Consider the following 24663-nt stretch of genomic DNA (forward strand, 5'->3'; position numbering starts at 1 on the left):
GCTTATGGATTATGATTTGGCGTCAATTCTTTTTAAAATTTCCTCTTCTATTTCTTTCGAATCCCAAACTTTTTCAATATCTGGTCTATTCATCACATCCTTCATGATTTTATCCTGTCTTTGTCCAGCTTGTAAAGCTTCAGAATAGCGAATGTTTGAGAAAGAAACTTGGCTGTATAACGGCATCCATTTATTTGGATACAATTCACTAAATCTTTTTTCTATTTTCTTCTGTAATAAGAATTCAGGGTCAGCAACAAAATCGCGCATTACATAGTAATTGTGTACAGAAAGATCTTGCAATGCATCACCATCAGGTTTTCTCAATTCTTGATAAGCTTTAAAAACAGCAGGCCAATTTTCGTTGTGTTCCTTCATCAATTTAGCCATTACCGTGCAATCTTCAAATCCTCCATTCATTCCTTGCCCATAGAACGGAACTGTTCCGTGAGCAGCATCACCCATTAAGGCAAATTTTCCAACGGTCCAAGGATAACATCTAACAATTGATAAAGACGAAAGGGGATGATCATGCCAACTGTCTAATAAATCGGGACACATCTCATAAAAATCAGGGAAGGTGCTTTGGAAGAATGCTTCAACATCGGCATCCGTCTTTAACGTTTCGAATGATTTTTCACCTTCAAAAGGCATGAATAAGGTACATGTAAATGAACCATCTTCATTCGCTAAAGCGATCAACATAAAACGACCTCTAGGCCAAATATGCAAAGCATTTTTATCTAGTTTATAAGAACCATCTTCATTGGCAGGCAATAACAATTCTTTATAACCATCTTGAATAAATTCTTGGCTATAATTGAAACGATCACTTTTCTGCATTGCTTCATATCGAACCGCTGAAAAGGCACCATCACAAGCAAAAACAACATCTGCTTGATCTTGCATTTCTTCCCCAGTTACGGAATCTCTTAAGTGAACAATTCCTGCTTCTAAGTCTGCCCCAATACATTGCTTATTATAATGAATCTTAGCTTTTCCGGCATCCTCAGCAATGTCCATCATTTTAGCGTTTAAACCACCTCTTGACACCGAATTGATTGCTTGACCTTCACTACCATAAGGTTGATAAGTCATTTCACCATCCAAATCGTGCATTATTCGACCAGTCATTTGGATCGCTAATTCTTTAACGGCGTCAACAATTCCAACACCTGCTAAAGCGGTCCATCCTCTTTCAGACAAAGCTAAATTGATCGATTTTCCTGCAGATATTTCTGCTTTTCTGATATCCGATCTGCGTTCGTAAATAGTTACGATGTAACCTGCTTTGGCTAGATAAACTGCCCAAAGCGAACCAACTAAGCCCGCACCAATTATAATTGCCTTTTTCTCCATTGTATAAATTTATCTTCTACGCCAATGTTGTTGAAAACGTGAACTTGTGAACACAGATTCATGGCGATTTTGTCTTTTTTTATTAAAAATTGCACTCACTCTCCATAAAAATATTCCTGCGAATAAAATAGCGACAACCTGCCCCATTAATTTCACCATCAAGAATGCTTCAGTAGCTGCACCATTTAAAAAGGTACTAACTATTTCTGGATTATAAGTCTCAACCATTGCTTATTGCTTTTTCTAAACATTCACCAAATCGATAAATATCCTCAAACGAATTGTACAAAGGAACTGGTGCAATACGAATTACATTCGGTTCACGCCAATCTGCAATTACGCCCATTTTAGTAATCTTATCAAATAATGGTTTTCCCATGCCATGTGCTAAAATTGACAATTGAGCACCTCTTCTTGATTCCTCTTTTGGTGTAATAATTTCGAATTTACATAAGTCACCCTTTCTTTCAGATAAATCATTGATGATAAATTCGAGGTAATTGGTTAAATCAATTCTTTTTTCGATGAGTTTATCCATGCCTACTTCTTCAAATAAATCTAGAGAAGAAAGATGTGCAGCCATGCCTAAAATAGGAGCATTACTTAATTGCCATCCTTCAGCACCTGGAATCGGTTGGAAACCTGGCTCCATTAAAAATCTTGTTGATTTGTCATGACCCCACCATCCAGCAAAACGCTTCAAATCTTTATTGTCAGCATGTCTATTGTGAACAAACATTCCAGAAACACCGCCTGGACTTGAGTTTAAGTATTTATAAGAACACCAAGCAGCAAAATCAACACCCCAATCGTGCAATTCTAATTTTACATTCCCTGCTGCATGTGCCAAATCGAAACCGACCTTAGCACCAACTTTATGTCCTGCCTCCGTGATCATTTTCATATCGAATAATTGTCCAGTATAATAATTTACACCACCAATCATTACCATTGCTAATTCGTCTCCTACTTCAGCAATTGCTTTTAATATATCTTCTTCACGAATCAAATGTTCGCCTTCTCTTGGTCCAACTTCTACTATCGTATCGGCAGGATTTAGATCGTGGAATCGAACTTGAGATTCTAATGCATATTGATCAGAAGGGAAAGCTTTTTTCTCACAAATAATTTTGAATCGTGATTTTGTTGGATTGTAAAATGACACCATTAAAAGATGAAGATTAGTTGTCAAACTATGGGTAACAACAACCTCATTTTCTTGTGCACCTACAATTTTTGCAACTTTACTCGTCAAGAATTCGTGATATGCAAACCATGGTTTTTCTGCCTCAAAATGTCCTTCAACACCCCAATTCTTCCATTCTTCTAGTTCTTTTTCAATATACGAACCTAAAGATTTCGGCTGAAGACCAAGTGAATTTCCAGTGAAATATACGGTCTCAATCCCATTAATAACGGGGATATGAAACTTTTCTCTGTATGCCTTTAAAGGGTCTTGTTGATCTTTTTCTTTTGCGAATTCCAACGAACTTTTGTATGCTACCATTGTTTATTTTAATTTTGCAGTCTCTTAGACCAAAGATACGAACATTGATAAAAAAGCTATGATATCACGCAACAAATCTGAAGAACTATTTAAAAAGGCAAAAACGCTATTCCCTGGAGGCGTTAATTCTCCTGTACGTGCATTTAATTCAGTTGATGGAGCGCCGCTTTTTATCAAGAAAGGTGACGGACCAAATATTTGGGATGAAGACAACAATAAATTCATTGATTTTTGTTGTAGTTGGGGACCGCTTATTTTAGGACATAATCCTAGAAATGTGCGTGAAGCAATAGTAGATTCATTGCAAAATGGAACTTCATTCGGTGCGCCAACAAAATTAGAGAATGAATTGGGTGAGTTGATCTTAACAAACAATCCATATTTAGATAAAATTCGTTTTGTAAGTTCTGGAACGGAAGCGGTGATGTCCGGCATTCGTTTAGCAAGAGGTTATACAAAACGTGATAAAATCGTAAAATTCGATGGTTGTTACCACGGTCATGCTGATTCTTTATTGGTAAAAGCAGGTTCTGGTTTAGCAACTTTAGGCACTTCGTCTTCTGCAGGTGTACCGGAGTCGTTTTCTAAAGAAACAATCGTATTGCCTTTGAATGATATGGAGGCTGTTTTGAAATGTATAGAAGAATATAAAGATCAAATAGCTACAATTATTATTGAACCTATTCCTGCGAATAACGGTTTATTATTACAAGAAAAGGAATATCTCGAATTTTTAAGAACGGTTTGTACCGAGAACAATATTTTATTATTTTTTGACGAAGTAATTTCTGGATTTAGAGTTGCTTTTGGTGGTGCTGCAGAATATTATGGAATTAAACCTGATATTGTTACTTACGGTAAAATAATTGGTGGCGGTTTGCCTGTTGGAGCTTATGGTGCATCCGACGAAATAATGGCATGTATTTCTCCTTTAGGAGATGTTTATCAAGCTGGAACATTGAGTGGTAATCCAGTAGCGATGTCAGCGGGAATTGCTCAAATATCTGCTTGTTTAACGCCGAATTTCTATGAAGATCAGCAGAAAAGAACGGAATACTTTACGGGTATGATTAATGCCTACGCAAAAGAAAATAATTACCTTTTTGAAATGGTAAGTATTGGTTCAATTTTCTGGATGACTTTTGGTAAACACGATGCAATTAGAGCAGCGAGTCAAATTAACCCTGCAAGTATGGGCGACTTCAAAAATTTATATTCTAATTTATTGAATAGTGGTATTTATGTTGGTCCTTCAGGTTATGAAGTTGGATTTGTTTCAGCTGCGCATACTGAACCTGTATTGAAAGAAGCTGCTGGCAAATTCTGTAAAGCATTGGATGATACTTTTAAAGTAGTATAAGATCCATATAAATGGCTAAAGGATGAAGGATTAAAAACCCGTCTATCCCAAAAGAAAAAAACAAATCTTTTTGATCAGGTTTTGCTTTGGTAAAGGCATAAGCCATTCCGAGTGTTGCAATAGATGTTATGATCAGAAATTCTTGCAATAGAATAGATAATAGCACGGTTGAAATTATGATTAATGCAATCGCAATTGTCTGTGCACCTTTAATGCCTGCTAACTGTGGAATGGTTTTTTTATGTGCTGAGTCTACATCTAAATCACGTAAATCGAATGGGATAGTGATAGCGACAATAAAACAAAAACAAGCGAGAGCAAAGAGGTGCAATTCATTAATAAGTGGAAGATGCGCATAAATATTCGGTAAATAAGTTGCTGACAAGGTCCATACAATTGCAATCAAATAGATTTTAATGTAAGGGATATCACGTAGATTACTAGACAGGAAGAATGGAATTCGAATAATATAAAAGAAAGAAACGAAGCCCATTATTATTAGAATTAGCGTTCCATTATTAAGATATCGCCAATGAAACAAGTCGAGTTTTATGAGGCAAAATAAGGCAACTACAAATGCAATTACCATTAAAAATTTGGATAATTTATCAAATTGCTTCATCCAAACAAAGCGGTCATTCTTTAGATAAGATTTTTGTTTTAATTTGATATAACGTTGAAAACTATACGTTAAGAAAGTTGATGCACCGATGAAATGGATAAAATACCAATTCGGCTCTACATCAAAAATTAAATAATATTCGCTTACGAAACAAGCAGCACCTAAACTGATCCAAAAATTTGAATAGACAATTAGCCGACCAATTTCCTTAATCAAAATAGTTGATTATTGAACTACATAATAAGTCAACATCCCAACGCCAACACCAATTAAACCACCTTTTAATGCAGCCAGAATTCTCTTCTGTTTTGCAACACGGTGATATCCTCTATAATAACTCTCGTCATTCTTTAAATGGGTCTGCAAGATTTGCTTTTCCTTTACTTTAAAACTCGGGATGGCCCAACCTGCGCTTAGTACCAAAGGAACTAAAATAGGCAAAAGAGAAGGTTTTTTAGTGAAAAACCCAGCTTCAGTATAAGTGAATTTTGGGTTGTTTAATACCGATTCAGGAAGATAAGTATCGTAAATAGATGCTGCACAACCAATCACTAAACTAGACCAAAAAGTAACACGTGGTTTAAAAGTCTGTCTTGCATCATAACTACCCAAAGTTGCGTTGAGTGCTTCAGTAGTCGTCAAAAAATTATTCATCGATTCGTTTTGCTTATACAAAACACTTGTTTTACCTTGAGTTGTGTAAGAAAACACACGATATTCATCCAAAAACCCCAATAATACTTCCCCTTTTTTATTTGGGTATTCGTAAGTTAATAAGCCGTTTTCAGAAGATTGAACATGGCCGTTGTAAACCCTCCCATTCAATAGGATAATAGAATCAGTATAAGACTGACTAAAGCTTGCAAGTGGAAGCAAATAAAAGAAACTTACGAATAGAATTGTTTTTACAAAATTCATACGGGTGATATGTAGTATTAACGTTTAATTGGCAAATTACTTTAAAATTGACGAAACAATGTCAATTTAGAATGAAAATTTTAAAAAATAGCGTCTTTAATAAGTTGAGATATCTATGCTTTGAGTTATTGTGTCAAGAAGGAAAAGTATGCAATGACGGAATATAATTTAACAACATTTTCAAAACACATGAATATACTAATGTAGGTGATACAAAATAAATACATTCGTTATATTTGTAGCCTTGTATTTAACTCTATAAAAACGGAAATATGATATTTCAAGATAGACACATTGGACCAAACGCAAAAGAGAGAGCAGAAATGCTTGATGCGATTGGGGTAGATTCAATCGAAGAATTGATCAATAAGACAGTACCAAGCCAGATTCGTTTGGAGAGGCCTCTAAATCTTTCGCCGGCAATGTCGGAGAATGAGTATTTAGCGCATATGAAAGGTATGGCTGCAAAGAATGAGGTTTATACAAACTTTATCGGTCAGGGTTATTTTGGAACGATTGTACCAAGTGTTAACTTGAGAAACGTATTCGAAAATCCAGGTTGGTATACAGCATATACGCCTTACCAAGCTGAAATTTCACAAGGACGTTTAGAAGCATTGTTGAATTTTCAAACAATGATTACGGAATTGACAAAAATGGAATTGGCCAATGCATCTTTATTAGATGAAGGTACAGCTGCGGCTGAAGCGATGATCATGTTTTTCAATTTAAGATCAAGAGATCAGAAAAAAGCAAATATTAATAAATTTTTCCTTTCTGAAAATGCTTACGAACAAACAATAGATGTTGTTGTTGGTAGAGCAAAAAATATGGGGATAGAAGTTGTTTTAGGTTCGCCAGATGAGATTGTTTTAGACAATACTTTCTTCGGTGCCCTAGTGCAATACCCAGATGCAAATGGTAAAGTAAAAGATTTAGGAGATTTCATAGCACATGCACATACTTTAGATATTAAAGTTGGTGTTGCTGCAGATATTATGTCATTAGTTGTTTTAAAAGCACCTGGTGATTTAGGAGCTGATGCGGTTTTTGGAAATACGCAAAGATTCGGTGTACCAATGGGATTTGGTGGACCGCATGCTGCTTATTTCGCAACGAGAGATGAATATAAACGACAATTACCTGGTCGTATCATCGGAATCTCTGTTGATGTAGAAGGGAATCAAGCATTGCGTATGGCATTGCAAACGCGTGAGCAACATATCAAAAGAGACAAAGCAACGTCGAATATTTGTACGGCACAAGCATTATTAGCTATTATGGCGAGTATGTATGTTGTTTATCACGGACCAGATTATTTGAAAGAAATTGCAACATCAATTCATTATAAAGCAGTAACTGTTGAGAAGGAATTAAAGGCTTTAGGGTATGCTTCTTTAAACGGATCTTATTATGATACTTTGCATATACAAATGCCTGCTGGAATCACAACAGACGATTTGAAAAAGGCAGCGATTGCAAAACGTATCAATTTACGTTATGTTGATAATTCATCAGTGACTATTGCTTTAGACGAATCAATTAATGATGCTGAAATCGCAACATTATTAGATTTATTTGCAGGTGTTGCTGGAAAAACAGCAAGTTATGAAACGGCACAATGGAAAAATGAAAATTCTCCATTAGCAGCGAACTTGTTAAGAACAGACAATATTTTAAACTTCCCAGTTTTTAAAGATCATCATTCAGAAACGATGATGATGCGTTATATTAAATCATTAGAGAACAAAGATTTATCTTTAGTACATTCTATGATTGCTTTGGGATCTTGTACAATGAAATTAAATGCAGCTTCTGAATTAATTCCATTGTCTTGGCCGGAATTTGCAAATATTCACCCACATCAACCGGCGGATCAAACCAAAGGTTATTTAGAAATTTTATCAGTGTTAGCTGACGATTTATGTGAAATCACTGGTTTTGCAGGTATGTCATTGCAACCAAATTCAGGTGCTCAAGGTGAGTATGCAGGTTTGATGGCGATTCATGCTTACCATTTATCAAATGGTGATGATCAAAGAAATGTATGTTTAATTCCTGCATCAGCACACGGAACAAATCCAGCATCAGCTGTTATGGCAGGAATGGAAGTTGTTGTTACAAAATGTGATGAGAACGGAAATATTGATGTAGCTGATTTAAAAGCGAAAGCTGAAAAATATAAAGATACATTATCAGCATTAATGGTGACTTACCCTTCAACACATGGTGTTTACGAGGAGTCAATTATTGAAATCACTTCAATTATTCACGAAAACGGCGGACAGGTTTATATGGACGGTGCGAATATGAATGCACAAGTTGGTTTAACCAATCCAGGAAATATTGGAGCAGATGTTTGTCACTTAAATTTACATAAGACATTCGCCATTCCACATGGTGGTGGTGGACCAGGAATGGGGCCAATTGGTGTTGCAAAACACTTAGTTCCTTTCATTCCAGGAAATCCAAATGCAACTGATCGTTCGAAAGAAATCAATAAAATATCAGCAGCGGAATATGGCTCTGCATTGGTATCATTGATCTCTTACGGTTATATTAAAATGTTAGGCGCAAGAGGTGTTAAAGAGGCTACTGAAAGTGCGATACTAAATGCGAATTATTTACGTGTTAAATTGGCTGATCATTACCCGATTTTATATACTGGAGCTAACGGAACTGTAGCGCATGAGATGATTGCTGATTGTCGTGAATTCAAGAAAACTGCAGGTGTAGAAGTTGGAGATATCGCTAAAAGATTAATTGATTATGGATTCCACGCACCAACGGTTTCATTCCCGGTAGCTGGAACGTTAATGATTGAACCAACAGAAAGTGAAGATAAAGGAGAATTAGATCGATTCATCAGTGCAATGATTTCAATTCGTAAAGAAATTGAAGCAATTGTAATTGAAAATCAAGATCATTCAAATAATTTATTGACCAATGCACCGCATACGGCGGCTTGTTTAATTTCTGATGAATGGAATTACCCTTATTCAAGAAAAGAAGCAGCTTATCCAGCGGATTATTTGGTGTCATCTAAATATTTCGCACCTGTAAGACGTGTAGACAATGCGTACGGAGACAGAAACTTAGTTTGTAGCTGTTTGCCTATTGAAGCGTATGTTGATGCAACAGTGTAGGTAGAAGAAAGATTAAAGACAAAAGATGTTTTGTGAAGTGGTTCGACTTAGGTTGGACCACTTTTTTTGTTTCGTAGAAAATAAATTTAACCGCAAAGTGCGCAGAGGTTTTCACAAAGGGCATTGAGAAAATAAGGAAAAAAATACTAAAATGATTAAAACGTGAAATAATTAGTAGAACCTAAAATGCTATTGCTTCGTTTACGATTTAGTAAGCTTATAATTTAGTCTGCTCAATATTTATTCGAAAGCTGATTGTATCTAAAGCCGCTTCATATAGTAGGTAAATAGAATCTGATTCAGCGCTATAAATAGCCATTGCATTTTCGAATTGGCTTTTGGTCACACCATAATCCTCAAAAACAAAAGTGCTAGCCGAATCTAAAGCATCTCGATAAATCTCAACCCGAGAAAATTTTCTTTGGTATTGTGATTCTAATATTTGTAAATCAACAATTAAATCAATTAGTTTTTCCTTAGGAATGCCAGGATCAAATTCGGGTTCTTTCTCTCCGCCACAGGCAAAAAGGAATGAAACAGATAGAATAATTAAATATTTCATGCTTAATATCCTTGGAAAGTCATTCTAAGACCATTTGTGCCTTCATTCACTTGACCATTGCTATAAACCAATTGGCCATTCACAAAAGTTTTATCAATCGAATTGCTAAAGGTAAATCCTTCAAAAGGAGACCATCCACATTTATAAAGAATATTAGATTTGTCAACATGGTAAGGTTTAGCCTCGTCCACAACAACTAAATCAGCATAATAACCCTCACGGATATAACCACGGTCATTTAATTTAAAACATACGGCTGGAGCATGTGACATTTTAGAGACTGCTTTTTCAAGACTAATCTTTCCTTCTTTCACCTTTTCAAGAATAGCCAAAACAGCATGTTGAACTAACGGTCCACCTGATGGTGCATTGAAATAATTATTTTGCTTCTCTTCAATCGTATGTGGAGCATGGTCAGTTGCTAGGATATCTATGCGATCATCATTTAACTCTGCCCAAATTGCATCTTGGTCGCTTTGTTTCTTTACCGCCGGATTCCATTTGATTAATGTGCCTTTCTCTTCGTAATCGGCATCAGAAAACCATAAATGGTGGATACAGGCTTCAGCAGTAATTTTCTTCTCTTCAAGCGGAATGTCATTGCGGAACAAGTCCATTTCCATTGCAGAAGATAAATGTAAAATATGTAAACGTGTATCGTATTTTTTTGCCAAATTCGCCGCCATTGAAGATGACAAATAACATGCTTTATCACTTCTAATCTCAGGATGATACTTGATTGGCATATCTTCACCATATTTAGCTTCGTAATCGGCTAAGTTCTTTCGGATAGTTGCTTCATCTTCACAATGCGTTGCGATTAGCATATCACATTTAGAGAAAATTCCAGTTAGCGTTTCCTCATTATCCACCAACATATTTCCAGTTGAGGATCCCATGAAAACTTTAATCCCACAAACGTTTTTCGAATCGGTTTTTAGCACTTCTTCAATATTATCATTCGTTGCTCCCATAAAAAACGAATAATTCGCAATTGATGTTTTTGAAGCGATAGTATATTTATCTGCTAAAATTTCTTGTGTAACCGCATTCGGATTGGTATTCGGCATCTCCATAAAAGATGTAATTCCACCAGCCACTGCTGCACGAGATTCGGTAAAAATATTTCCTTTATGTGTTAAACCCGGTTCACGAAAGTGAACTTGGTCATCAATCATTCCAGGAATCAATAACTTACCTTTTAAATCGATAATTTCTGCTTGATCGTCACTGATATTTTTGGCAATTTTTTCTATTCTTTCACCTACAATTAAAACATCAGAGGTAAATTTTTCACCTTCATTTACAATTGTTGCATTTTTCAATAGAATCTTAGCCATAATAGAACATTTTCTACAAATTTAACACTTTTAAGTGCTTTAAAAAAGAAGATTTTGGAAGAATTAGAATTATAAATCGAGACTACGCATTTTCCAAACACCAAAAATCGCTTCTTTAAAAATACTTGAGCTCATTTTAGACGTTCCAAATTCACGGTCGATAAAAGTAATAGGTACTTCAACAACTTTAAATCCGTGCTTTACTGCTGCATATTTCATACAAATTTGAAAGGCATACCCTTTAAAAGTAACAGCATCGAAATTAATTTTCTCTAAGACTTTACGGTTATAACATTTAAATCCAGCAGTTGTATCTCGGATGCCTATCCAAAGAATCATGCGCACGTACCAAGAAGCGAAATAAGACAATAATAATCTTTTACGATCCCAGTTGGCAACTTTACCACCTTTAATGTATCTAGAACCAATTGCCAAATCTGCACCATTCCTGCAACTGTCAAGCAAACGAACTAAATCATCTGGGTTGTGGGAAAAATCGGCATCCATTTCAATTAAATGTTCATAACCGTTCTTCAATCCCCATTTAAATCCGTGAATATATGCAGTCCCTAATCCAAGTTTACCTGCTCGTTCTTCAATAAACAAACGATCTGCAAATTCTTTCTGTAAACGTTTAACAATTGAAGCCGTTCCATCAGGCGATCCATCATCCACAATAAGAACATGAAAGAACTCCTCTAAAGAGAAGACTTTACGGATCATTTTTTCAATGTTTTCCTTTTCGTTATATGTCGGTATGATGACTAGGTTTTGCACTTTATTTTATACGGATCGCTAAGATAAGTGAATTTTTTTATTTACCGTCTCGCTGCAAAGTAAGATTTATGACGATTAACCTTTTTTAACCTATTTAAACTGAATTATAATCGCTTTAATTTTATATCAGTCTAATGAACATTTGGTCTTTAATATATATTGTTTTTTAGCGTTACTAAAACTACATAAGAAGCTATCTTTGTTGTTAGACAATATATTATGCGGTTTTATTCTATTTTATTGGTCTTAAGTCTATCGTTTTTTCAAATGAGTTATGCGCAGCATCAATTGAATGTGGTATTGCAGGATCAATGGACAGATAATGAAATTGTTCCAGGTCTGGAAGACGCAATATTTAATGATTTATGGGGTTTCACACAGAACGGAATCAATTACGTTGCGATGGGTTCGAACATTGGAACGCACTTTTTTCAAATAGATGCTGAAAGTATTAAACCTATTTGGTTTGAAGCTGGACGTTACCAGAATCAACATGTAGAGCATCGAGATTTCAAGACATACAAAAATTATTTATACGGCGTTTGTGATGAAGGTACGAGCAGTCTACAAATCTTTGATCTTTCGTTTTTACCGGATTCGGTTAGTAAGGTGTATGATAGTGCTGAACATTTTCAGATTTGCCACAATATTTTTATTGATACAAATTCGGCAAAATTATATGCGTCTGGACCCAATAATATAGGACTCAAAGTTTTGAGTCTTGAAGATCCCGTCTCACCTGGTTTATTGCATCACTTTACTGATGTTGACTATGTGCATGATTGTTATGTGTCGAATGATACTGCATTTTTAAATGCGGGTTTTGATGGTTTGCAGATTTATTATTTTGGTGAGGATGAACCAAGACAACTAGGTGTATTAGATTTTTATCCAAATCAAGGTTATAATCATAGTGGTTGGCGAAGTCCTAATGGAAAAAAGTACGCCTTTATTGATGAAACCGAAGGAACGAAAATAAGATTAGCAGAATTAGGAGATTTAGCATTGTTCTCCATTAAGGAGACGTTTGGAACAAAGGATTATCAAACCAATATTCCACATAATATTATCTTGACTGACTATTTAGCATTTGTATCTTATTATAACGAAGGACTGCGCATCTTTGATATTACCCGCTATCCAGTTAAACAAATAGGAGCGTATGATACATTTGAAAAAACAACCAAATATCGATTAAATGGCGCTTGGGGTGTTTTTATTTTTCCCGAAACTGATCAAATATTAATTTCTGATCGGCAAAGTGGTTTATTTCTATTCCATTTTCCTTTTAAAGCATTTGATCATCCAAATCGTAAAAAGATACTGGAAGATCAACCTTTTCTAGATAAAAACAGTTTCCTCGTTCCTTGGAAAGACGTTGATGAAGAAGGTTTGTTTTTTACCATTACTACAATACACGGTAAAATCATTTATGATCAACAGAATTATTTAAATTATATTAATATTCCGCTTGAAATTAGTCCTGGTGTCTACATCTATAACATACTTGACGCTCATGGACAACCTTTGCATTCCGGTCGATTTATAAAGGCCAATTAGTCAGATTAATGGCTTATTTTATTGTTGGTTTGAGCTGTGAACAAGGGAAAATCAAAAAATCAATGTTAATAACTCCATTTCATTGTTGAAAAACCAATCAAAAAACTCATCAAATTTGTATAGCACTAATTATTTGGCTAAACATGAATTTAAAATCAGTTTTATTTATTGGATTATTCTTGGCGTTAGTAGGTTGTGTACCGCTAAAAAAATACCAAGAGTTAGAGTCTAATTATGCGCGATGTCAAGAAGACCAAGCGAAATATAAGACCGAGGCAATAGATTTTGGCAGTCGTTTAAAAGAGATGGAAGTGCAAGTTGGATTAATGAAATCTGATTTAACTACACTGCGTGACGATACTGCTCGCGTAATGGATGAATATCGTGCGATTGAGGTAGAGCTTAAAAAGACAAAAGACATGAATAATGTTTTAGAGACGAAATACGCAAGTGTTTTATCTGCTGGATCGAGAGAAAGAGCTGCTTTAATCAATGAATTAGAAGATACAAGAGTTCAATTACAGAAAAAAGAAGATCGTTTATCTGATTTAGAGAAAGAATTGGTTTCGAGAGAAAAAGTCTTAATTAAAAAAGAAGCACGAATTCAAGAATTAGAGAGCATCATTCAAAAGAAAGATGATGCTTCGAAAGCTTTAAAATTAAAAATTGCAGCAGCATTAACAGGATTCAAGGATAGAGGAATCTCTGTAGTAGAACGTAATGGTAAAATTTATGTTAGTGTGGAGGCTCAATTATTATTCCCATCGGGTAAAACGGATGTTAATATTGACGGTAAAAAAGCATTAATTGATTTAGCAGTGGTTTTAGAATCACAAAAAGACATTGACATTATTGTTGAAGGACACACAGATGTAGATCCGCTTAAAAGTGCTGCACACCCTAAAGACAATTGGGAATTAAGTGTTTTACGAGCTACATCAGTCGTTAAAATTATGTTGGAGAACAGCAAAATGGATGCATTACATATTTCTGCTGCAGGTCGTTCAGAATATCACCCAGTTGATATCAACGACAAAGCAAAGAATAGAAGAATTGAAATCATAATCACACCAGATTTAACCGAATTGTTTGAGTTAATTTCGTCAGAGTAAAAACGGATTTATTCGTTGTTCGTTGATAAGGGCGCTGAACGTTACGAAAACTTAATTGATCAAATAATAATCTACAACAAACCAAGATGCTTCTATTAGGAGCAAAAAAACCTTTCTCAGTAGCGGGAAAGGTTTTTGCTTTTTATATAGTTGATGTCAAGCTAAGATTAAAGTTGTTTTTTATTGTTGATGAAAATTGGTTGATTTGGAAAGGTCAACTTTTGATTAAACCTTCTCTTTCCTAAAAACTTTCAAAATAACATAAGCCAGCAAAAAGAAAAACAGCCCTGCAACTACAGCCAAAATAATACTACCTATTAAGTATTGCTGAATATTGAGGTAAATATCTGCCAAATTCAGATTTGAATTCCAGTTAAGCGCCAAACTATCATTCAAAAAGATGCCGCCTATCCAATAACTAAGGAATAGGATCACTGGAATCATAGGAGGAATACTGATATTCGAAGCGACCAAGGTGATAATGGTGTTTAGTTTTAAGAGTTTTGCAATGCCAGCAGCGACTAGCATTTGGAATCCCCATAAAGGAATGATGCCCATAAATATGCCGAATCCTATAGCAGATGCCTTTTTTAAATTCGATTCGTTTTTATTGTTCAACTCGGCTTTAAAACTATTCCAGATTCCCTTTTTAATCAATTTCCGAATAAGGCGCACATGTAAATACCAAAGGACTGTCAAAGTCACCAAATATGTATTCAGAATACTTATGCGGGTAAAGTCTTGAAATGGTCTAAAATGAGTCACACGTTCGTCAGGATCGTATAATACTTTAATTGGAATGGACCGGAAAGGAACAAATTTCCAAGCCATTTTTACAATGACTTCTATTTCAAATTCGAATTTTGTAGTGAAATAGCGTTTCTTTTTAACCGAATTTAACGGGTAAAGTCTAAATCCAGTTTGTGTATCCGGCAATTTTAACCCTGTTTCTATATAAAACCAAAAATTAGAGAATTTATTCCCGAACGAACTTTTACCGGGAACATTTTCTTGGGTCATATTTCTTGATCCCATAATCAATGCCTCAGGATGCGCTTCACTTTCACTTAAAAAATCAACTAAATTTTCTGGGTAATGTTGCCCGTCCGAATCGATGGTGATGGCGTAATCAAATCCCAATTCAATTGCTTTTTTAAAAGCATTTCTTAAAGCTTTGCCTTTCCCCTTATTTTCTGGGTGCGTAATGATGGTAGCGCGATCGGCAAATGAATTGACGATACCTGGTGTTTCATCAGTTGCGCCATCATTTACAATAATGACATCAGTACAATAATTAAAGACATCAGCAATTACCCCACCAACCGTTTTTTGGTTGTTATAGGTAGGAATAATCACACAACAATTATGTGCTTTAAATCTATCAATGATTTCTTTAAACAAAAGCAGCGCTTATTTTAAAATTAATTGAACCGTTGGCACTTGCCGCAGCATTCACTTCTACTTCTTCGACTTGTTTTACTGTTAAATCAACTTCCATTGTAGTGACATTTTCTGGTAAAACCATATTCAAGAATTTAATATTCCTTGCTTTTTTCATGGTGAGCTCTCTACCCAATTCGTCTTCTAAAATCTCTCGAATCATTTGTGTAAGCATTACTCCAGGAGCAACAGGCTTTTCAGGAAAATGTCCTTTGTAAACTGGATGGTCATGGTTTAAAGTCAGATGAACTTTCCATTGTTCACCATTAATCTCTTTGCTATCAATATGAAAAAAATCACTCATGTTATTCGTATTAAACTCAGCTTATAACTTAAATGTTTCGCTGCTAATTTTTTGGTTAAAAATAGGATCAATAAAATTGATTTTAGTGAAATCACCGCTTTCTTCCTGCATCACAACCTCTTCCATATGCAATGTTTTTTTATTAAATTTAAGAATAACAATTTGAAACATATTTTTGAGACGACCTTTTTTCGGAGATAGTTTCACTAAGTATTGTTTTTCTGTTTCAAAATAAGTCGAAGCGAATAGGGGTGACTCCAATAAAGTACCGGTCATTGTCCCCATCATAATTTCCTTTAATCCGCGCATATATTTATTAGCGTCTAGGTTATGTGTTGAAACTTTTCCGTCTTCCTTTATTTTCAATTCCTCATCCGTAATGACGATTAAGTGATTTTTTGGAATGGTTTGATCCCAACGCATATTCTGTCCTTGGTAAAACATTTCACCTTTAGAGATAAGCGGCTCTTTGGAAAATGAAAGGTGCTTTTCTTGTACAAAATCACATTGAATACTCGTTGTTTTTTTAGCAACAGCTGTTAATTTTTCAATTAAAGCAGTCTCATCTTTTACCGGTGTTTCTCCTTGAAAAACATTTAGTGCTATGGCAATGATTAAGATAATTTTCATGTCTATTTTAGTTTAATGCAACTATGGATTCACAAATTTTACACCTTGTTCTTTTAAATAAGGAATGATCAAATCCAACGTCTCGACACTGTGTTTACAAGTATCGTGCAAAAGTATGATTTCGCCCTTATTTTTGAATCTTTTTTTAATTTTATTGAAGATTCGAACGGGGTCTTGAATTTTCGTATCAAAGGATCTAATTGTCCATCCAACTGATTTGAGTCCATTATTTTTAATTGCTCTGGCAATATTCGGATTCAAAACACCGAATGGCGGTCGGTAGTAAAGAGGTTGCTTTCCAGTTATATCAGCAAGTATATCATTCGCTTTAGAAATCTCTTCACCTACTTTTTTAGTTGATAACCAGCCAATATTCGTTTGGTGATGATAAGAGTGATTGCCAATTAAATGACCTCCGTTTTGAATGCGTTTGACAGTGTCTGGATCAGCTTCAGAATTTTTACCAATTAAAAAAAATGATGCTTTTATTTCATGTTTTGCTAAACAGTCTAGAATTTGATGGGTGTATGTATTCGGGCCATCATCAAAACTTAAACAAACTTCGCCAGGTTGTAGTTTGTTTATTGAACGAATAAAGTAGTTGAATTTGGGGGTAGTGATTCCAACGGCTAAAACGATAAGAAATAGGATCAATATAATACCACAGAATAATAAAACGTGATTTGCGTTCGGAATAAAAAACGAAGTCAAAAATAAGGCAACTGATAATATGATTATAGCTGCTCTATGCTTCACGGTTTCTGGAGATAAATTAGTCCGAATGATTTATTATTGTAATTATTCACAATAAGAATGCCTTCTGGATATTTCTCTGGATTCGCTTCGATCTTTTCAGACGCCAATTGCAAAGCAAAAGCAGAATTGGTCATATACGCTCCAGAAAGGTCACTGTAATTCTCAATAGGTGTGTCTAAATCGAAACCAGGTGTATTGTTATTAAGGATAGAATTTCCAAAAAGCACAAGATTTGGCTTTTTAAGGTCGTTTGCTTTCAAAAAGTCTACAATATTGGCTTCTACCTCTTCAGAATTGGCAATGAAATTAAAGCATCCAGCGATTTGAGATTTAGCATTTGTACGATCTTGACTGATCATAAAAAAACTGGCACCTTCGCTTAATGTTTCAAGATTGATATTGTTTTCTTTCGCAAACGTATCGAGGATATCTATTTTTTCATCTACACCACCAACTAATATATTATTTGGTTTCTCAGCGGATAATAAGATTGCATCTACGAGTGCGTTTTCAAACGACTGTCCTCTTTGTGTATAAGTCGAGTTATAAGAGTTGTCACCTAATATTAGGCCTATTTGACCAGCTATCGTGTTATGTGTTGACTGAATAAAAGCTGTTGGAGATAAAATTCCCTCAGTTCTATCAATGAATTGAGTTAAAAATTTTTCTGTGTTTTCAAGACATCCTAATCCTGTTCCAACAATAACACCGTTAATTTCACGCTCACCTTTTGCAGCAATTGCTGAACCAATTCCCATTCTAATCACTTTACTCATTCGTCTGAGCAAGTTGGCGGGAACAACAGATTTATAATCTGGGTGAATGATATCATTCGTAGGTTCACCATTAAGGATGCCATTATTAAAAGAATCTATTCTTGAAATAGTGGTATATGATTGGATATATGCTTTCAAGATGAGAAAATTAAAGATGAACTATTCCCTCCAAAACCGAATGAATTGGAAACAATATGGTTTAATTTTTTTTCGGTAAGTACAGTAATAGGGTCAAAATCATTTTCCTTCATTCTGGTTGTATAGTTCAGATTCGGAAAAATTAATGATGATTGAATCGCCAATACAGAATACACTGCTTCAATTCCACCTGCTGCAGCCAATGTATGCCCAGTAAATGCTTTAGTTGAGCTAAAAGGTGGTTTATCCGCGCCAAAAATAGCATGAATAGCAGCAGATTCAGATGCATCATTATTCGGAGTTGCTGTTCCGTGCGCATTGATATAATCAATATCCGCTGGATTTAATTTAGCAATTGCTAAAGCGTCCATCATAGCCAATTTAGCACCTTTACCTTCCGGCGAAGAAGCCGTCTGATGAAATGAATCGTTTGAATTGCCCCAGCCTGCTAATTTCGCTAAGACAGTATTGTTCGTTTTTGTTAAAGCATGCTCACTCTCTAAAACGATGAAACCAGCGCCTTCACCTAAGTTCAAACCTTTACGGTTATCATCAAAGGGACGACAGAATTCGGTATCGTAGATACTTAAAGAATCAAATCCGTTTAAAGTGAAGTTGGTAATGCCATCTCCACCGCCAACTAGGACTTGGTCTAATTCACCAGCTTTAATTAATCTAGCTCCCAATAAAATTGCATTGGCAGCAGACGAACAGGCTGTAGAAATCGTATAAATATTACTCTTAATACCGATATAATCAGATAAGATTTCGGTACTTGCTCCATTATCATGTGTTGCAAGAGATTCAATTTTATCTAAGCTACCCGTATTTTTAAATTCGCTATAAAACTGTTCCGATAAATCCATTCCACCTACAGAAGTAGCATTGATTAAACCTATGCGTAAACCTGAACTTGGATTATTAGATCCCCATGCTTCCTTTGCAGCAAACATTGCTAATAATGCAGATCGCGGAATAGATTGGTTACGGTCGATATTGAGATGGATTTTTAAATCATCATTGCTCAATTTAACCTGACCACCTAAATAATCTTTTCGTATTCCAGCCAAACCTTTAATGGGTTCAATACCAGATTGACCCAATTTGAGTTGTGTTAAATTCTCTTCAACACCATTTCCAATGGCTGAAATTACTCCTATACCTGTAATGGCAATGGACATATTGATTTATTTATTCGCTGAAATATACTCAGCTAATGTTTGAATTGATTCGAAAATTTCTTTTCCTTTTTCAGGATCAGCAACAACAATTCCATACTCTTGTTCTAACAATACAATTAGTTCAAGTGCATCAATTGAATCTAAAGCAAGACCGTCACCAAATAATGGATCAGTATTTACGATATCTTCAGCATTTATATCTTCTAAGTTAAGGTACTCAATAATTTGACCTTTTAATTTTACGATTAATTCATCCATACTTTTTATTTTTCAAAGATAGCTTTGAGATTTTGTTCGTTTAGGGCGATGCCCAATTCTTGCTTTGTAATTAATGCCATTTTTAATTCGGTTTTATTGTCATAAGCGTCAATAATTCCGAGGATACAGCATTTAGATTTATTGGTCAAAATTAATGATTTCAAATAATTTATCGTGCTTGAAGTATCGTTTTCTTCTGCGATAAACAATATGCTTTCACCAAACCATTTATTTTTAATAGAAATTTCACCAATTACGATGTTCGCCAAGGTGTAAACAAATATACTTGGGCTTGGCGATTTCTTATTGACTTTTTCTTGATGGGATAAGTCTGAACTAATACAACCTTTACTGGTTTGAAAAACAAGTCCAATCTCGTCGTCCGAATAATTGCTTATTTCAGGATTGTGAAGTTTTAACAGTTCCACACCTAATACACCGAGTTTAGAAAGATCATCCATCTTAAAGAACTTAGGATAGGACATTTCTAATTTTTGGTAAAGTGCCTTTAAGAAATTCGGTTCATCCGGAGCACCTTCAAAATATTCAGTGCCATTTACTTTTACCAAATGATTTGAAACGGTGCAATATGTTGAAATGTTTACATTCATTTTTTAAATAGAATTGAAGCATTACATCCTCCGAAACCTGAAGCTGTTTTTAAGACAGTGTTTAAATTTTTGTCAGTCGTTTGCTTGATAATATTCAATGGTTTAGAGGTTCCAGTTTCTTCAAAACCGATGCAGGCAATTAATTTATTTGCGCGCATTGATTGTAAACAAATAACAGATTCTATCATACCTGCTGCGCCAAAAGTATGTCCATAATATCCTTTTAAACTATGTAATGGCACTGTACTCAAATCCATTCTATCGAAAGCAATGGATTCCATTTCGTCATTATATGCCGTTGCTGTTCCATGCGCTGAAATAAAGTCTATTTCATTCGAATTTACTTGAGCGTTTTTCAATGTATTTTTCATTGATCTATAAAGCCCTTCTCCTGTTCTAGAAGGACCAGAAATATGATTCGCATCATTAGCAGCTGAACCACCTAATGATTGTAATGGAGTTGATTTGAAAGCCGCTTTATTTTTACTCATGATAATGGTCGCAACGCCTTCACCTAAATTGATGCCATCTCTATTTTTATCAAAAGGTTTGCAAAGACCAGGGCTCATGGCAAAAAATGCTTGGAAACCTGCAATGGTGAATTCCGAAACCATATCAACACCTGTTACAATAACAGAGTCGACTTGATTCGTGCTGATTAAATCGTGACCAACAATTAGCGCTAAGACTCCTGAAATACATGCGTTAGAAACTAAAGTAGTATTCTTTACCCAAGGGAGTGATGCCGAAATACGACGTTTATATTCGTCTAATGTAGCGTGTTGATCGTCACCGTTTTTAAGGAGATTGATTTCGCCTTTGGTTGTGCTTATAATTAATTCTGTTCGGCCTAATTCGTTTTGATGAACTTGACTCAAACTATCTTGAATGCTTTTTTCAACGGCTTTGATGGTGTCTAAACCATCAATTTTATTGATAACAGATAGATATAAATCCTCATCTTTAATGCCACCACCAGGTATTAACTTTAAACCAGTTTGACCTTTTGTTAAAGCTTCAAAATTTTCATGAGCAGTTTCACCTAATGGCGAGATGATATTTTCAGCACCTATATAAACCATTATTTTTCTTCAGTTTTCCAAGGAATTGATGCTTTCCATTCAGCATAGAAATCAGGAATTGTAATTAACAATTGCTGGCTCTTGTCTACAAAAGCTTGAATGGTTTTACCGCGAGCAGCCAATTTATTATTCGTTAAATTATAAACTTGATATTCGTGTATAATTTTAGCCGCTGGACTATCAATTAATTTCGTTACAACTTTCACACGGTCTCCGTAACCAATCGTTGCTAAATGATCTATTTCTGACCGCACGATAGGTACTAAAGTTCCATTGTGTGCAATAGTTAAATAATCTAATTTAAATTCAGCTCCCAACGCTTCTCTTCCGTCTTCAAAGAATTTCAGATAATTGCCATGCCATACAATATGCATTGCGTCAACTTCGCTAAAACGAATGTTGACTTCAATTGTATTTTCAATATACTTACGCGGTTGTTGAGTCATCTATTACTATTTTCATTTCGCAAGTTGCAATTGCTTGTTCCCCAACAAAACTAGTTCCTTTAATTAAAGTGATATTAAAAACTTCATTTTTCTTTTCTATAACGGTTCTTAAAACATCGCCAACTTTTGGATTCGCAAATATTTCAAGTTTAGAAATTCCACCGATAAAACCTAAGGGAGGTGTTAGATTATTGGTCTTATAATAATAACCTGCGCGAGCTGCTGCAGATTGTGCTATATTTTCAATAATACCACCTTCTTGTAGGTGATTATTGCGAATAAACATATTCGATTCGAGTACTTCGAATGTCGTTTCCGTTTTCAATTCATCCTGAGACAATAAAGTATCAATCATTAAGATTGGAGCTCTTTGTGGAATTAATTGTTCAATTTCGTTTTTATTGACTAACATCTTCTTTAAAAAATGGGTGGTAGTTAAACCACTGTTCTGGATTCTTGCTCACTTTTTCCTCCAATATACGAACATAATTAGCTGCCACTTGTTCGGGCGACGTAATTTTTTCTGGCTTGGAGCAGGTAAAATGGTAATTAAATTTGCTATCCTTTACGGCAAAAATAAAGGCATGATTCGCTTTTAATTTTGCGGCCATTTGAAATGGACCGTAAGGCAATTCTATATCTCTGCCAAAAAATTTTGTAGTAATTGTTTTGGCTCCTGGTAAATATCTATCGGCATGGACACAAATAATCTCACCATTTCGAACGGCATTTGTAACAGAAAAAATATGTGACAAATCGTTTTTTATGGGAATGATATTAAAATGAACTTCGCCAACTTCGTTTTTGATGAGGGATTTAATTTTTTCACGTTCACCATCAAACATCAAAACATTTACTTTAGTGTCTAGGCTTTTTAGAAAATTTCCTGCAATTTCCCAATTCCCAATATGCGCACTTAATAAGATTAAAGGTTCTTTTCTGTCAGCAATTTCTGTAATTTGATTTTCGCCATCTTGCGTATAAGAAATCTCCTTGCCTTTGCCAATAAGGAATGCGAATTTGTCGACAAGAGATTCACCTAATAGATTAAAATTCTTTCGAATAATACGATTGATTTTCGATTTTTCAATCGATGGAATTTTGGAATAAAACAGCTTTAAATTCTGTTTTGTTTTACGCGCGAAAATAACGTATTGAAAAGTAACAACACGTAAAATTAAGTATGTGAAGCGGATTCCAAAAATTTGTATGACACGGATAAAAAAAAGATATCCTAAGGGAGATCCTTTAGTTTTGCCTTTCCAGTTCGCCATTCAGGATGATGCGTTTATGTTTAGCTTCCTACTTTCTCGCCATGAATTTTATTGTAGGCGTAATCGTAAAAATCTTGAAAAGTTTCGATCGTTAAAAAATCTTCACCAACAACTTTGAAACCAAAATTGCTTTCAACTACTACCACTAAATCTACATAATCGAGGCTATCTAGATCCAATGTTTCTTTTAAAGGTGCTTCAGGGCTAATCAAACTTCCATCTACCTCAAATTCGTCAATCAAAAATTCGTTGATTTTTTCTGCTATTTCCTCTTTGTTCATTTCTTAAATTTTTCTAGAATAAGTGTAGAATTGGTTCCGCCAAATCCAAATGAATTAGACAATACACAATTTAGCTCTTTTTCTTTAGTTTTTGCAATTATATTAAGTTTTTTTGAGTCTTCGTCAGGAGTTTCAAAATTTATATTCGGAGCGATGAAATTATTTTCCATCATTAACAATGAATATACGATTTCACTTGCTCCAGCCATCCAGCATTCGTGGCCAGTCATTGACTTAGTAGAACTTACTGGCACTTGTGCTTCTCCGAATAGTTCAGACAAAGCAATTGCTTCAAAAGTATCTCCAATTGGTGTAGATGTTGCGTGTGCGTTGATATAATCAATATCACTAGGCTTCATTCCAGCTTGTTCTAAAGCCATGTTTAAAGACTTTAGCTGTCCTTCTTTATTGGGACTTGAAATATGATCTCCATTGGATGAGAAACCATATCCTTTAATTTCTGCTAATATATTTGCTCCACGTGCTATGGCAGATTCGTATGACTCTATAATCACAGTCGCTCCACCACCACTAGGTACCAAACCATCTCTGTCTTTATCGAATGGTCTTGATGCTTTTGTTGGTTCATCCTCCCGAATAGAAAATGCGCTTAAGCCGTCAAAACTTCCAAAAACATATTTGTTCACCTCTTGAGCTCCACCGCAAATAATCATGTCTTGTAATCCCATCTTTATCAATAGATATCCAATACCTATTGCATGAGATCCTGAAGCGCATGCAGCACTTACAGTAAAGTTAATTCCTTTTAATTTGAATATGGTTGACAGGTTCATTGTAACCGTACAATTCATTGATTGAAAAATTGAACCACTACCTAAAAGTGTTGTATCTTTTTTCTCTCTAATTCTGTCAGTAGCCTCAATCACAGCTGCGGCAGAAGAATCATTACCGTAAAGAATTCCAGCTTCTTTAGCAATTAGATCCTCAACAGTTAATCCTGCAACTTCTAACGCTTCTTTTGTAGCAACGTACGCATATTTAGATTGTTCAGACAATTGAATTCGGTCACGACGTCCCAATTCTTTTTTAAGATCAGGCTCTTCAATTAGTCCTGTTAAACCAGATCGATATCCGAATTCTTTTCGTTCTTGATCTATTCCAATCCCACTTTTACCTTCGTATAGTGATTCTTTTACTTCTGCAAGGTTTTTACCTATGCAAGAGTATATCCCCATACCTGTAATTACTACTCTTTTCATATA

At 35.0% G+C, this 24663-nt stretch carries 26 protein-coding genes; 4 read left to right on the plus strand and 22 right to left on the minus strand.

The features are described 5' to 3' along the window. Positions 1-9: 9 nt before the first annotated feature. Genes T367_RS0108665 through kynU form a run of 3 tightly spaced genes read right to left on the minus strand, consistent with a single transcriptional unit; the run spans position 10 to position 2866 of the window. Positions 10-1359: an FAD-dependent oxidoreductase gene (locus tag T367_RS0108665; protein WP_027419494.1), complete on the minus strand. Its 1350-nt coding sequence runs from the start codon at positions 1357-1359 to the stop codon at positions 10-12. Between the two features lie 9 nt (positions 1360-1368). Continuing rightward, entirely contained in the window at positions 1369-1587 is a 219-nt protein-coding gene (locus T367_RS0108670; protein ID WP_027419495.1) for a hypothetical protein, read from the minus strand. Continuing rightward, a complete protein-coding gene (kynU, locus tag T367_RS0108675) occupies positions 1580-2866 on the minus strand; it encodes a kynureninase (protein ID WP_027419496.1) in 1287 nt (428 codons plus the stop codon). Before kynU ends, T367_RS0108670 begins: the two co-directional genes overlap by 8 nt. Positions 2867-2924: 58 nt before the next feature. On the opposite strand from kynU, the gene hemL reads away from it, so the two are divergent. After that, positions 2925-4226 (plus strand): glutamate-1-semialdehyde 2,1-aminomutase, encoded by a 1302-nt coding sequence (gene hemL / locus T367_RS0108680; RefSeq protein WP_035843069.1) that lies wholly within the window; start codon positions 2925-2927, stop codon positions 4224-4226. On the opposite strand, the gene T367_RS0108685 is transcribed toward hemL, so the two are convergent. Further along, complete coding sequence (locus T367_RS0108685; protein ID WP_027419498.1) at positions 4213-5064, minus strand: UbiA prenyltransferase family protein; 852 nt, start codon at positions 5062-5064, stop codon at positions 4213-4215. The genes hemL and T367_RS0108685 overlap by 14 nt on opposite strands. A 9-nt stretch (positions 5065-5073) precedes the next feature. Next, positions 5074-5766 (minus strand): hypothetical protein, encoded by a 693-nt coding sequence (locus T367_RS0108690; RefSeq protein WP_027419499.1) that lies wholly within the window; start codon positions 5764-5766, stop codon positions 5074-5076. Between the two features lie 272 nt (positions 5767-6038). Between T367_RS0108690 and gcvP the strand changes: the two genes are divergently transcribed. Beyond that, complete coding sequence (gene gcvP, locus T367_RS0108695; protein WP_027419500.1) at positions 6039-8912, plus strand: aminomethyl-transferring glycine dehydrogenase; 2874 nt, start codon at positions 6039-6041, stop codon at positions 8910-8912. Between the two features lie 217 nt (positions 8913-9129). On the opposite strand, the gene T367_RS0108700 is transcribed toward gcvP, so the two are convergent. From T367_RS0108700 to T367_RS0108710, 3 genes are all read right to left on the minus strand, one after another. Next, positions 9130-9474: a DUF4296 domain-containing protein gene (locus T367_RS0108700; protein ID WP_027419501.1), complete on the minus strand. Its 345-nt coding sequence runs from the start codon at positions 9472-9474 to the stop codon at positions 9130-9132. 2 nt (positions 9475-9476) lie between these two features. After that, positions 9477-10814 (minus strand): dihydroorotase, encoded by a 1338-nt coding sequence (locus T367_RS0108705; protein ID WP_027419502.1) that lies wholly within the window; start codon positions 10812-10814, stop codon positions 9477-9479. Positions 10815-10883: 69 nt separating this feature from the next. After that, a complete protein-coding gene (locus tag T367_RS0108710; protein WP_027419503.1) occupies positions 10884-11591 on the minus strand; it encodes a polyprenol monophosphomannose synthase in 708 nt (235 codons plus the stop codon). A gap of 219 nt (positions 11592-11810) precedes the next feature. Between T367_RS0108710 and T367_RS0108715 the strand changes: the two genes are divergently transcribed. Then, positions 11811-13151, plus strand: a complete 1341-nt coding sequence (locus T367_RS0108715; RefSeq protein ID WP_027419504.1) for an LVIVD repeat-containing protein — start codon at positions 11811-11813, stop codon at positions 13149-13151. A 143-nt stretch (positions 13152-13294) separates the two neighbouring features. Beyond that, entirely contained in the window at positions 13295-14263 is a 969-nt protein-coding gene (locus T367_RS21865; RefSeq protein ID WP_051568457.1) for an OmpA/MotB family protein, read from the plus strand. 225 nt (positions 14264-14488) lie between these two features. On the opposite strand, the gene T367_RS0108730 is transcribed toward T367_RS21865, so the two are convergent. The 14 genes from T367_RS0108730 to T367_RS0108795 are packed head-to-tail and all read right to left on the minus strand — an operon-like array spanning position 14489 to position 24660. Next, entirely contained in the window at positions 14489-15664 is a 1176-nt protein-coding gene (locus T367_RS0108730; RefSeq protein ID WP_211252695.1) for a DUF2062 domain-containing protein, read from the minus strand. Beyond that, on the minus strand, positions 15657-16007 hold the full coding sequence (locus tag T367_RS0108735; protein ID WP_027419506.1) for a hypothetical protein: 351 nt from the start codon (positions 16005-16007) through the stop codon (positions 15657-15659). Before T367_RS0108735 ends, T367_RS0108730 begins: the two co-directional genes overlap by 8 nt. Positions 16008-16028: 21 nt before the next feature. Beyond that, complete coding sequence (locus T367_RS0108740) at positions 16029-16637, minus strand: outer membrane lipoprotein carrier protein LolA (protein ID WP_027419507.1); 609 nt, start codon at positions 16635-16637, stop codon at positions 16029-16031. 21 nt (positions 16638-16658) lie between these two features. Further along, entirely contained in the window at positions 16659-17393 is a 735-nt protein-coding gene (locus tag T367_RS21870; protein WP_035843072.1) for a polysaccharide deacetylase family protein, read from the minus strand. Continuing rightward, entirely contained in the window at positions 17390-18307 is a 918-nt protein-coding gene (locus T367_RS21875) for a beta-ketoacyl synthase chain length factor (RefSeq protein ID WP_051568458.1), read from the minus strand. The genes T367_RS21870 and T367_RS21875 overlap by 4 nt, the downstream gene beginning before the upstream one ends. Continuing rightward, entirely contained in the window at positions 18304-19488 is a 1185-nt protein-coding gene (locus T367_RS0108755) for a beta-ketoacyl-[acyl-carrier-protein] synthase family protein (RefSeq protein ID WP_027419508.1), read from the minus strand. The genes T367_RS21875 and T367_RS0108755 overlap by 4 nt, the downstream gene beginning before the upstream one ends. Before the next feature lie 6 nt (positions 19489-19494). Further along, positions 19495-19746 carry a phosphopantetheine-binding protein gene (locus tag T367_RS0108760; RefSeq protein WP_027419509.1) on the minus strand — a complete coding sequence of 84 codons (252 nt, stop codon included), beginning with the start codon at positions 19744-19746 and terminating at the stop codon, positions 19495-19497. Between the two features lie 5 nt (positions 19747-19751). Next, positions 19752-20357: a hypothetical protein gene (locus T367_RS0108765; RefSeq protein ID WP_027419510.1), complete on the minus strand. Its 606-nt coding sequence runs from the start codon at positions 20355-20357 to the stop codon at positions 19752-19754. Next, positions 20354-21439, minus strand: a complete 1086-nt coding sequence (locus T367_RS0108770) for a beta-ketoacyl-[acyl-carrier-protein] synthase family protein (protein WP_027419511.1) — start codon at positions 21437-21439, stop codon at positions 20354-20356. The genes T367_RS0108765 and T367_RS0108770 overlap by 4 nt, the downstream gene beginning before the upstream one ends. Then, positions 21439-21885 carry an acyl-CoA thioesterase gene (locus T367_RS0108775; RefSeq protein ID WP_027419512.1) on the minus strand — a complete coding sequence of 149 codons (447 nt, stop codon included), beginning with the start codon at positions 21883-21885 and terminating at the stop codon, positions 21439-21441. The genes T367_RS0108770 and T367_RS0108775 overlap by 1 nt, the downstream gene beginning before the upstream one ends. Next, entirely contained in the window at positions 21866-22297 is a 432-nt protein-coding gene (locus T367_RS0108780) for a hypothetical protein (protein ID WP_035843075.1), read from the minus strand. Before T367_RS0108780 ends, T367_RS0108775 begins: the two co-directional genes overlap by 20 nt. Next, positions 22284-23159 (minus strand): LpxL/LpxP family acyltransferase, encoded by an 876-nt coding sequence (locus T367_RS0108785; RefSeq protein ID WP_027419514.1) that lies wholly within the window; start codon positions 23157-23159, stop codon positions 22284-22286. The genes T367_RS0108780 and T367_RS0108785 overlap by 14 nt, the downstream gene beginning before the upstream one ends. Before the next feature lie 20 nt (positions 23160-23179). Next, entirely contained in the window at positions 23180-23440 is a 261-nt protein-coding gene (locus T367_RS0108790; protein WP_027419515.1) for a phosphopantetheine-binding protein, read from the minus strand. After that, entirely contained in the window at positions 23437-24660 is a 1224-nt protein-coding gene (locus T367_RS0108795) for a beta-ketoacyl-[acyl-carrier-protein] synthase family protein (RefSeq protein WP_027419516.1), read from the minus strand. Before T367_RS0108795 ends, T367_RS0108790 begins: the two co-directional genes overlap by 4 nt. Between the last annotated feature and the right edge of the window lie 3 nt (positions 24661-24663).

The sequence above is a fragment of the Crocinitomix catalasitica ATCC 23190 genome (genome assembly GCF_000621625.1).
GTDB classification, from domain to species: Bacteria; Bacteroidota; Bacteroidia; order Flavobacteriales_D; family Crocinitomicaceae; genus Crocinitomix; species Crocinitomix catalasitica.

Coding starts and splice junctions, on each gene's coding strand:
- T367_RS0108665 (WP_027419494.1), bottom strand. CDS start 1,359: ATGGAGAAAAAGGCAATTATAATTGGTGCGGGCTTAGTTGGTTCGCTT.
- T367_RS0108670 (WP_027419495.1), bottom strand. CDS start 1,587: ATGGTTGAGACTTATAATCCAGAAATAGTTAGTACCTTTTTAAATGGT.
- kynU (WP_027419496.1), bottom strand. CDS start 2,866: ATGGTAGCATACAAAAGTTCGTTGGAATTCGCAAAAGAAAAAGATCAA.
- hemL (WP_035843069.1), top strand. CDS start 2,925: ATGATATCACGCAACAAATCTGAAGAACTATTTAAAAAGGCAAAAACG.
- T367_RS0108690 (WP_027419499.1), bottom strand. CDS start 5,766: ATGAATTTTGTAAAAACAATTCTATTCGTAAGTTTCTTTTATTTGCTT.
- gcvP (WP_027419500.1), top strand. CDS start 6,039: ATGATATTTCAAGATAGACACATTGGACCAAACGCAAAAGAGAGAGCA.
- T367_RS0108700 (WP_027419501.1), bottom strand. CDS start 9,474: ATGAAATATTTAATTATTCTATCTGTTTCATTCCTTTTTGCCTGTGGC.
- T367_RS0108705 (WP_027419502.1), bottom strand. CDS start 10,814: ATGGCTAAGATTCTATTGAAAAATGCAACAATTGTAAATGAAGGTGAA.
- T367_RS0108715 (WP_027419504.1), top strand. CDS start 11,811: ATGCGGTTTTATTCTATTTTATTGGTCTTAAGTCTATCGTTTTTTCAA.
- T367_RS21865 (WP_051568457.1), top strand. CDS start 13,295: ATGAATTTAAAATCAGTTTTATTTATTGGATTATTCTTGGCGTTAGTA.
- T367_RS0108735 (WP_027419506.1), bottom strand. CDS start 16,007: ATGAGTGATTTTTTTCATATTGATAGCAAAGAGATTAATGGTGAACAA.
- T367_RS0108740 (WP_027419507.1), bottom strand. CDS start 16,637: ATGAAAATTATCTTAATCATTGCCATAGCACTAAATGTTTTTCAAGGA.
- T367_RS0108755 (WP_027419508.1), bottom strand. CDS start 19,488: ATGTCCATTGCCATTACAGGTATAGGAGTAATTTCAGCCATTGGAAAT.
- T367_RS0108760 (WP_027419509.1), bottom strand. CDS start 19,746: ATGGATGAATTAATCGTAAAATTAAAAGGTCAAATTATTGAGTACCTT.
- T367_RS0108765 (WP_027419510.1), bottom strand. CDS start 20,357: ATGAATGTAAACATTTCAACATATTGCACCGTTTCAAATCATTTGGTA.
- T367_RS0108770 (WP_027419511.1), bottom strand. CDS start 21,439: ATGGTTTATATAGGTGCTGAAAATATCATCTCGCCATTAGGTGAAACT.
- T367_RS0108775 (WP_027419512.1), bottom strand. CDS start 21,885: ATGACTCAACAACCGCGTAAGTATATTGAAAATACAATTGAAGTCAAC.
- T367_RS0108780 (WP_035843075.1), bottom strand. CDS start 22,297: ATGTTAGTCAATAAAAACGAAATTGAACAATTAATTCCACAAAGAGCT.
- T367_RS0108785 (WP_027419514.1), bottom strand. CDS start 23,159: ATGGCGAACTGGAAAGGCAAAACTAAAGGATCTCCCTTAGGATATCTT.
- T367_RS0108790 (WP_027419515.1), bottom strand. CDS start 23,440: ATGAACAAAGAGGAAATAGCAGAAAAAATCAACGAATTTTTGATTGAC.
- T367_RS0108795 (WP_027419516.1), bottom strand. CDS start 24,660: ATGAAAAGAGTAGTAATTACAGGTATGGGGATATACTCTTGCATAGGT.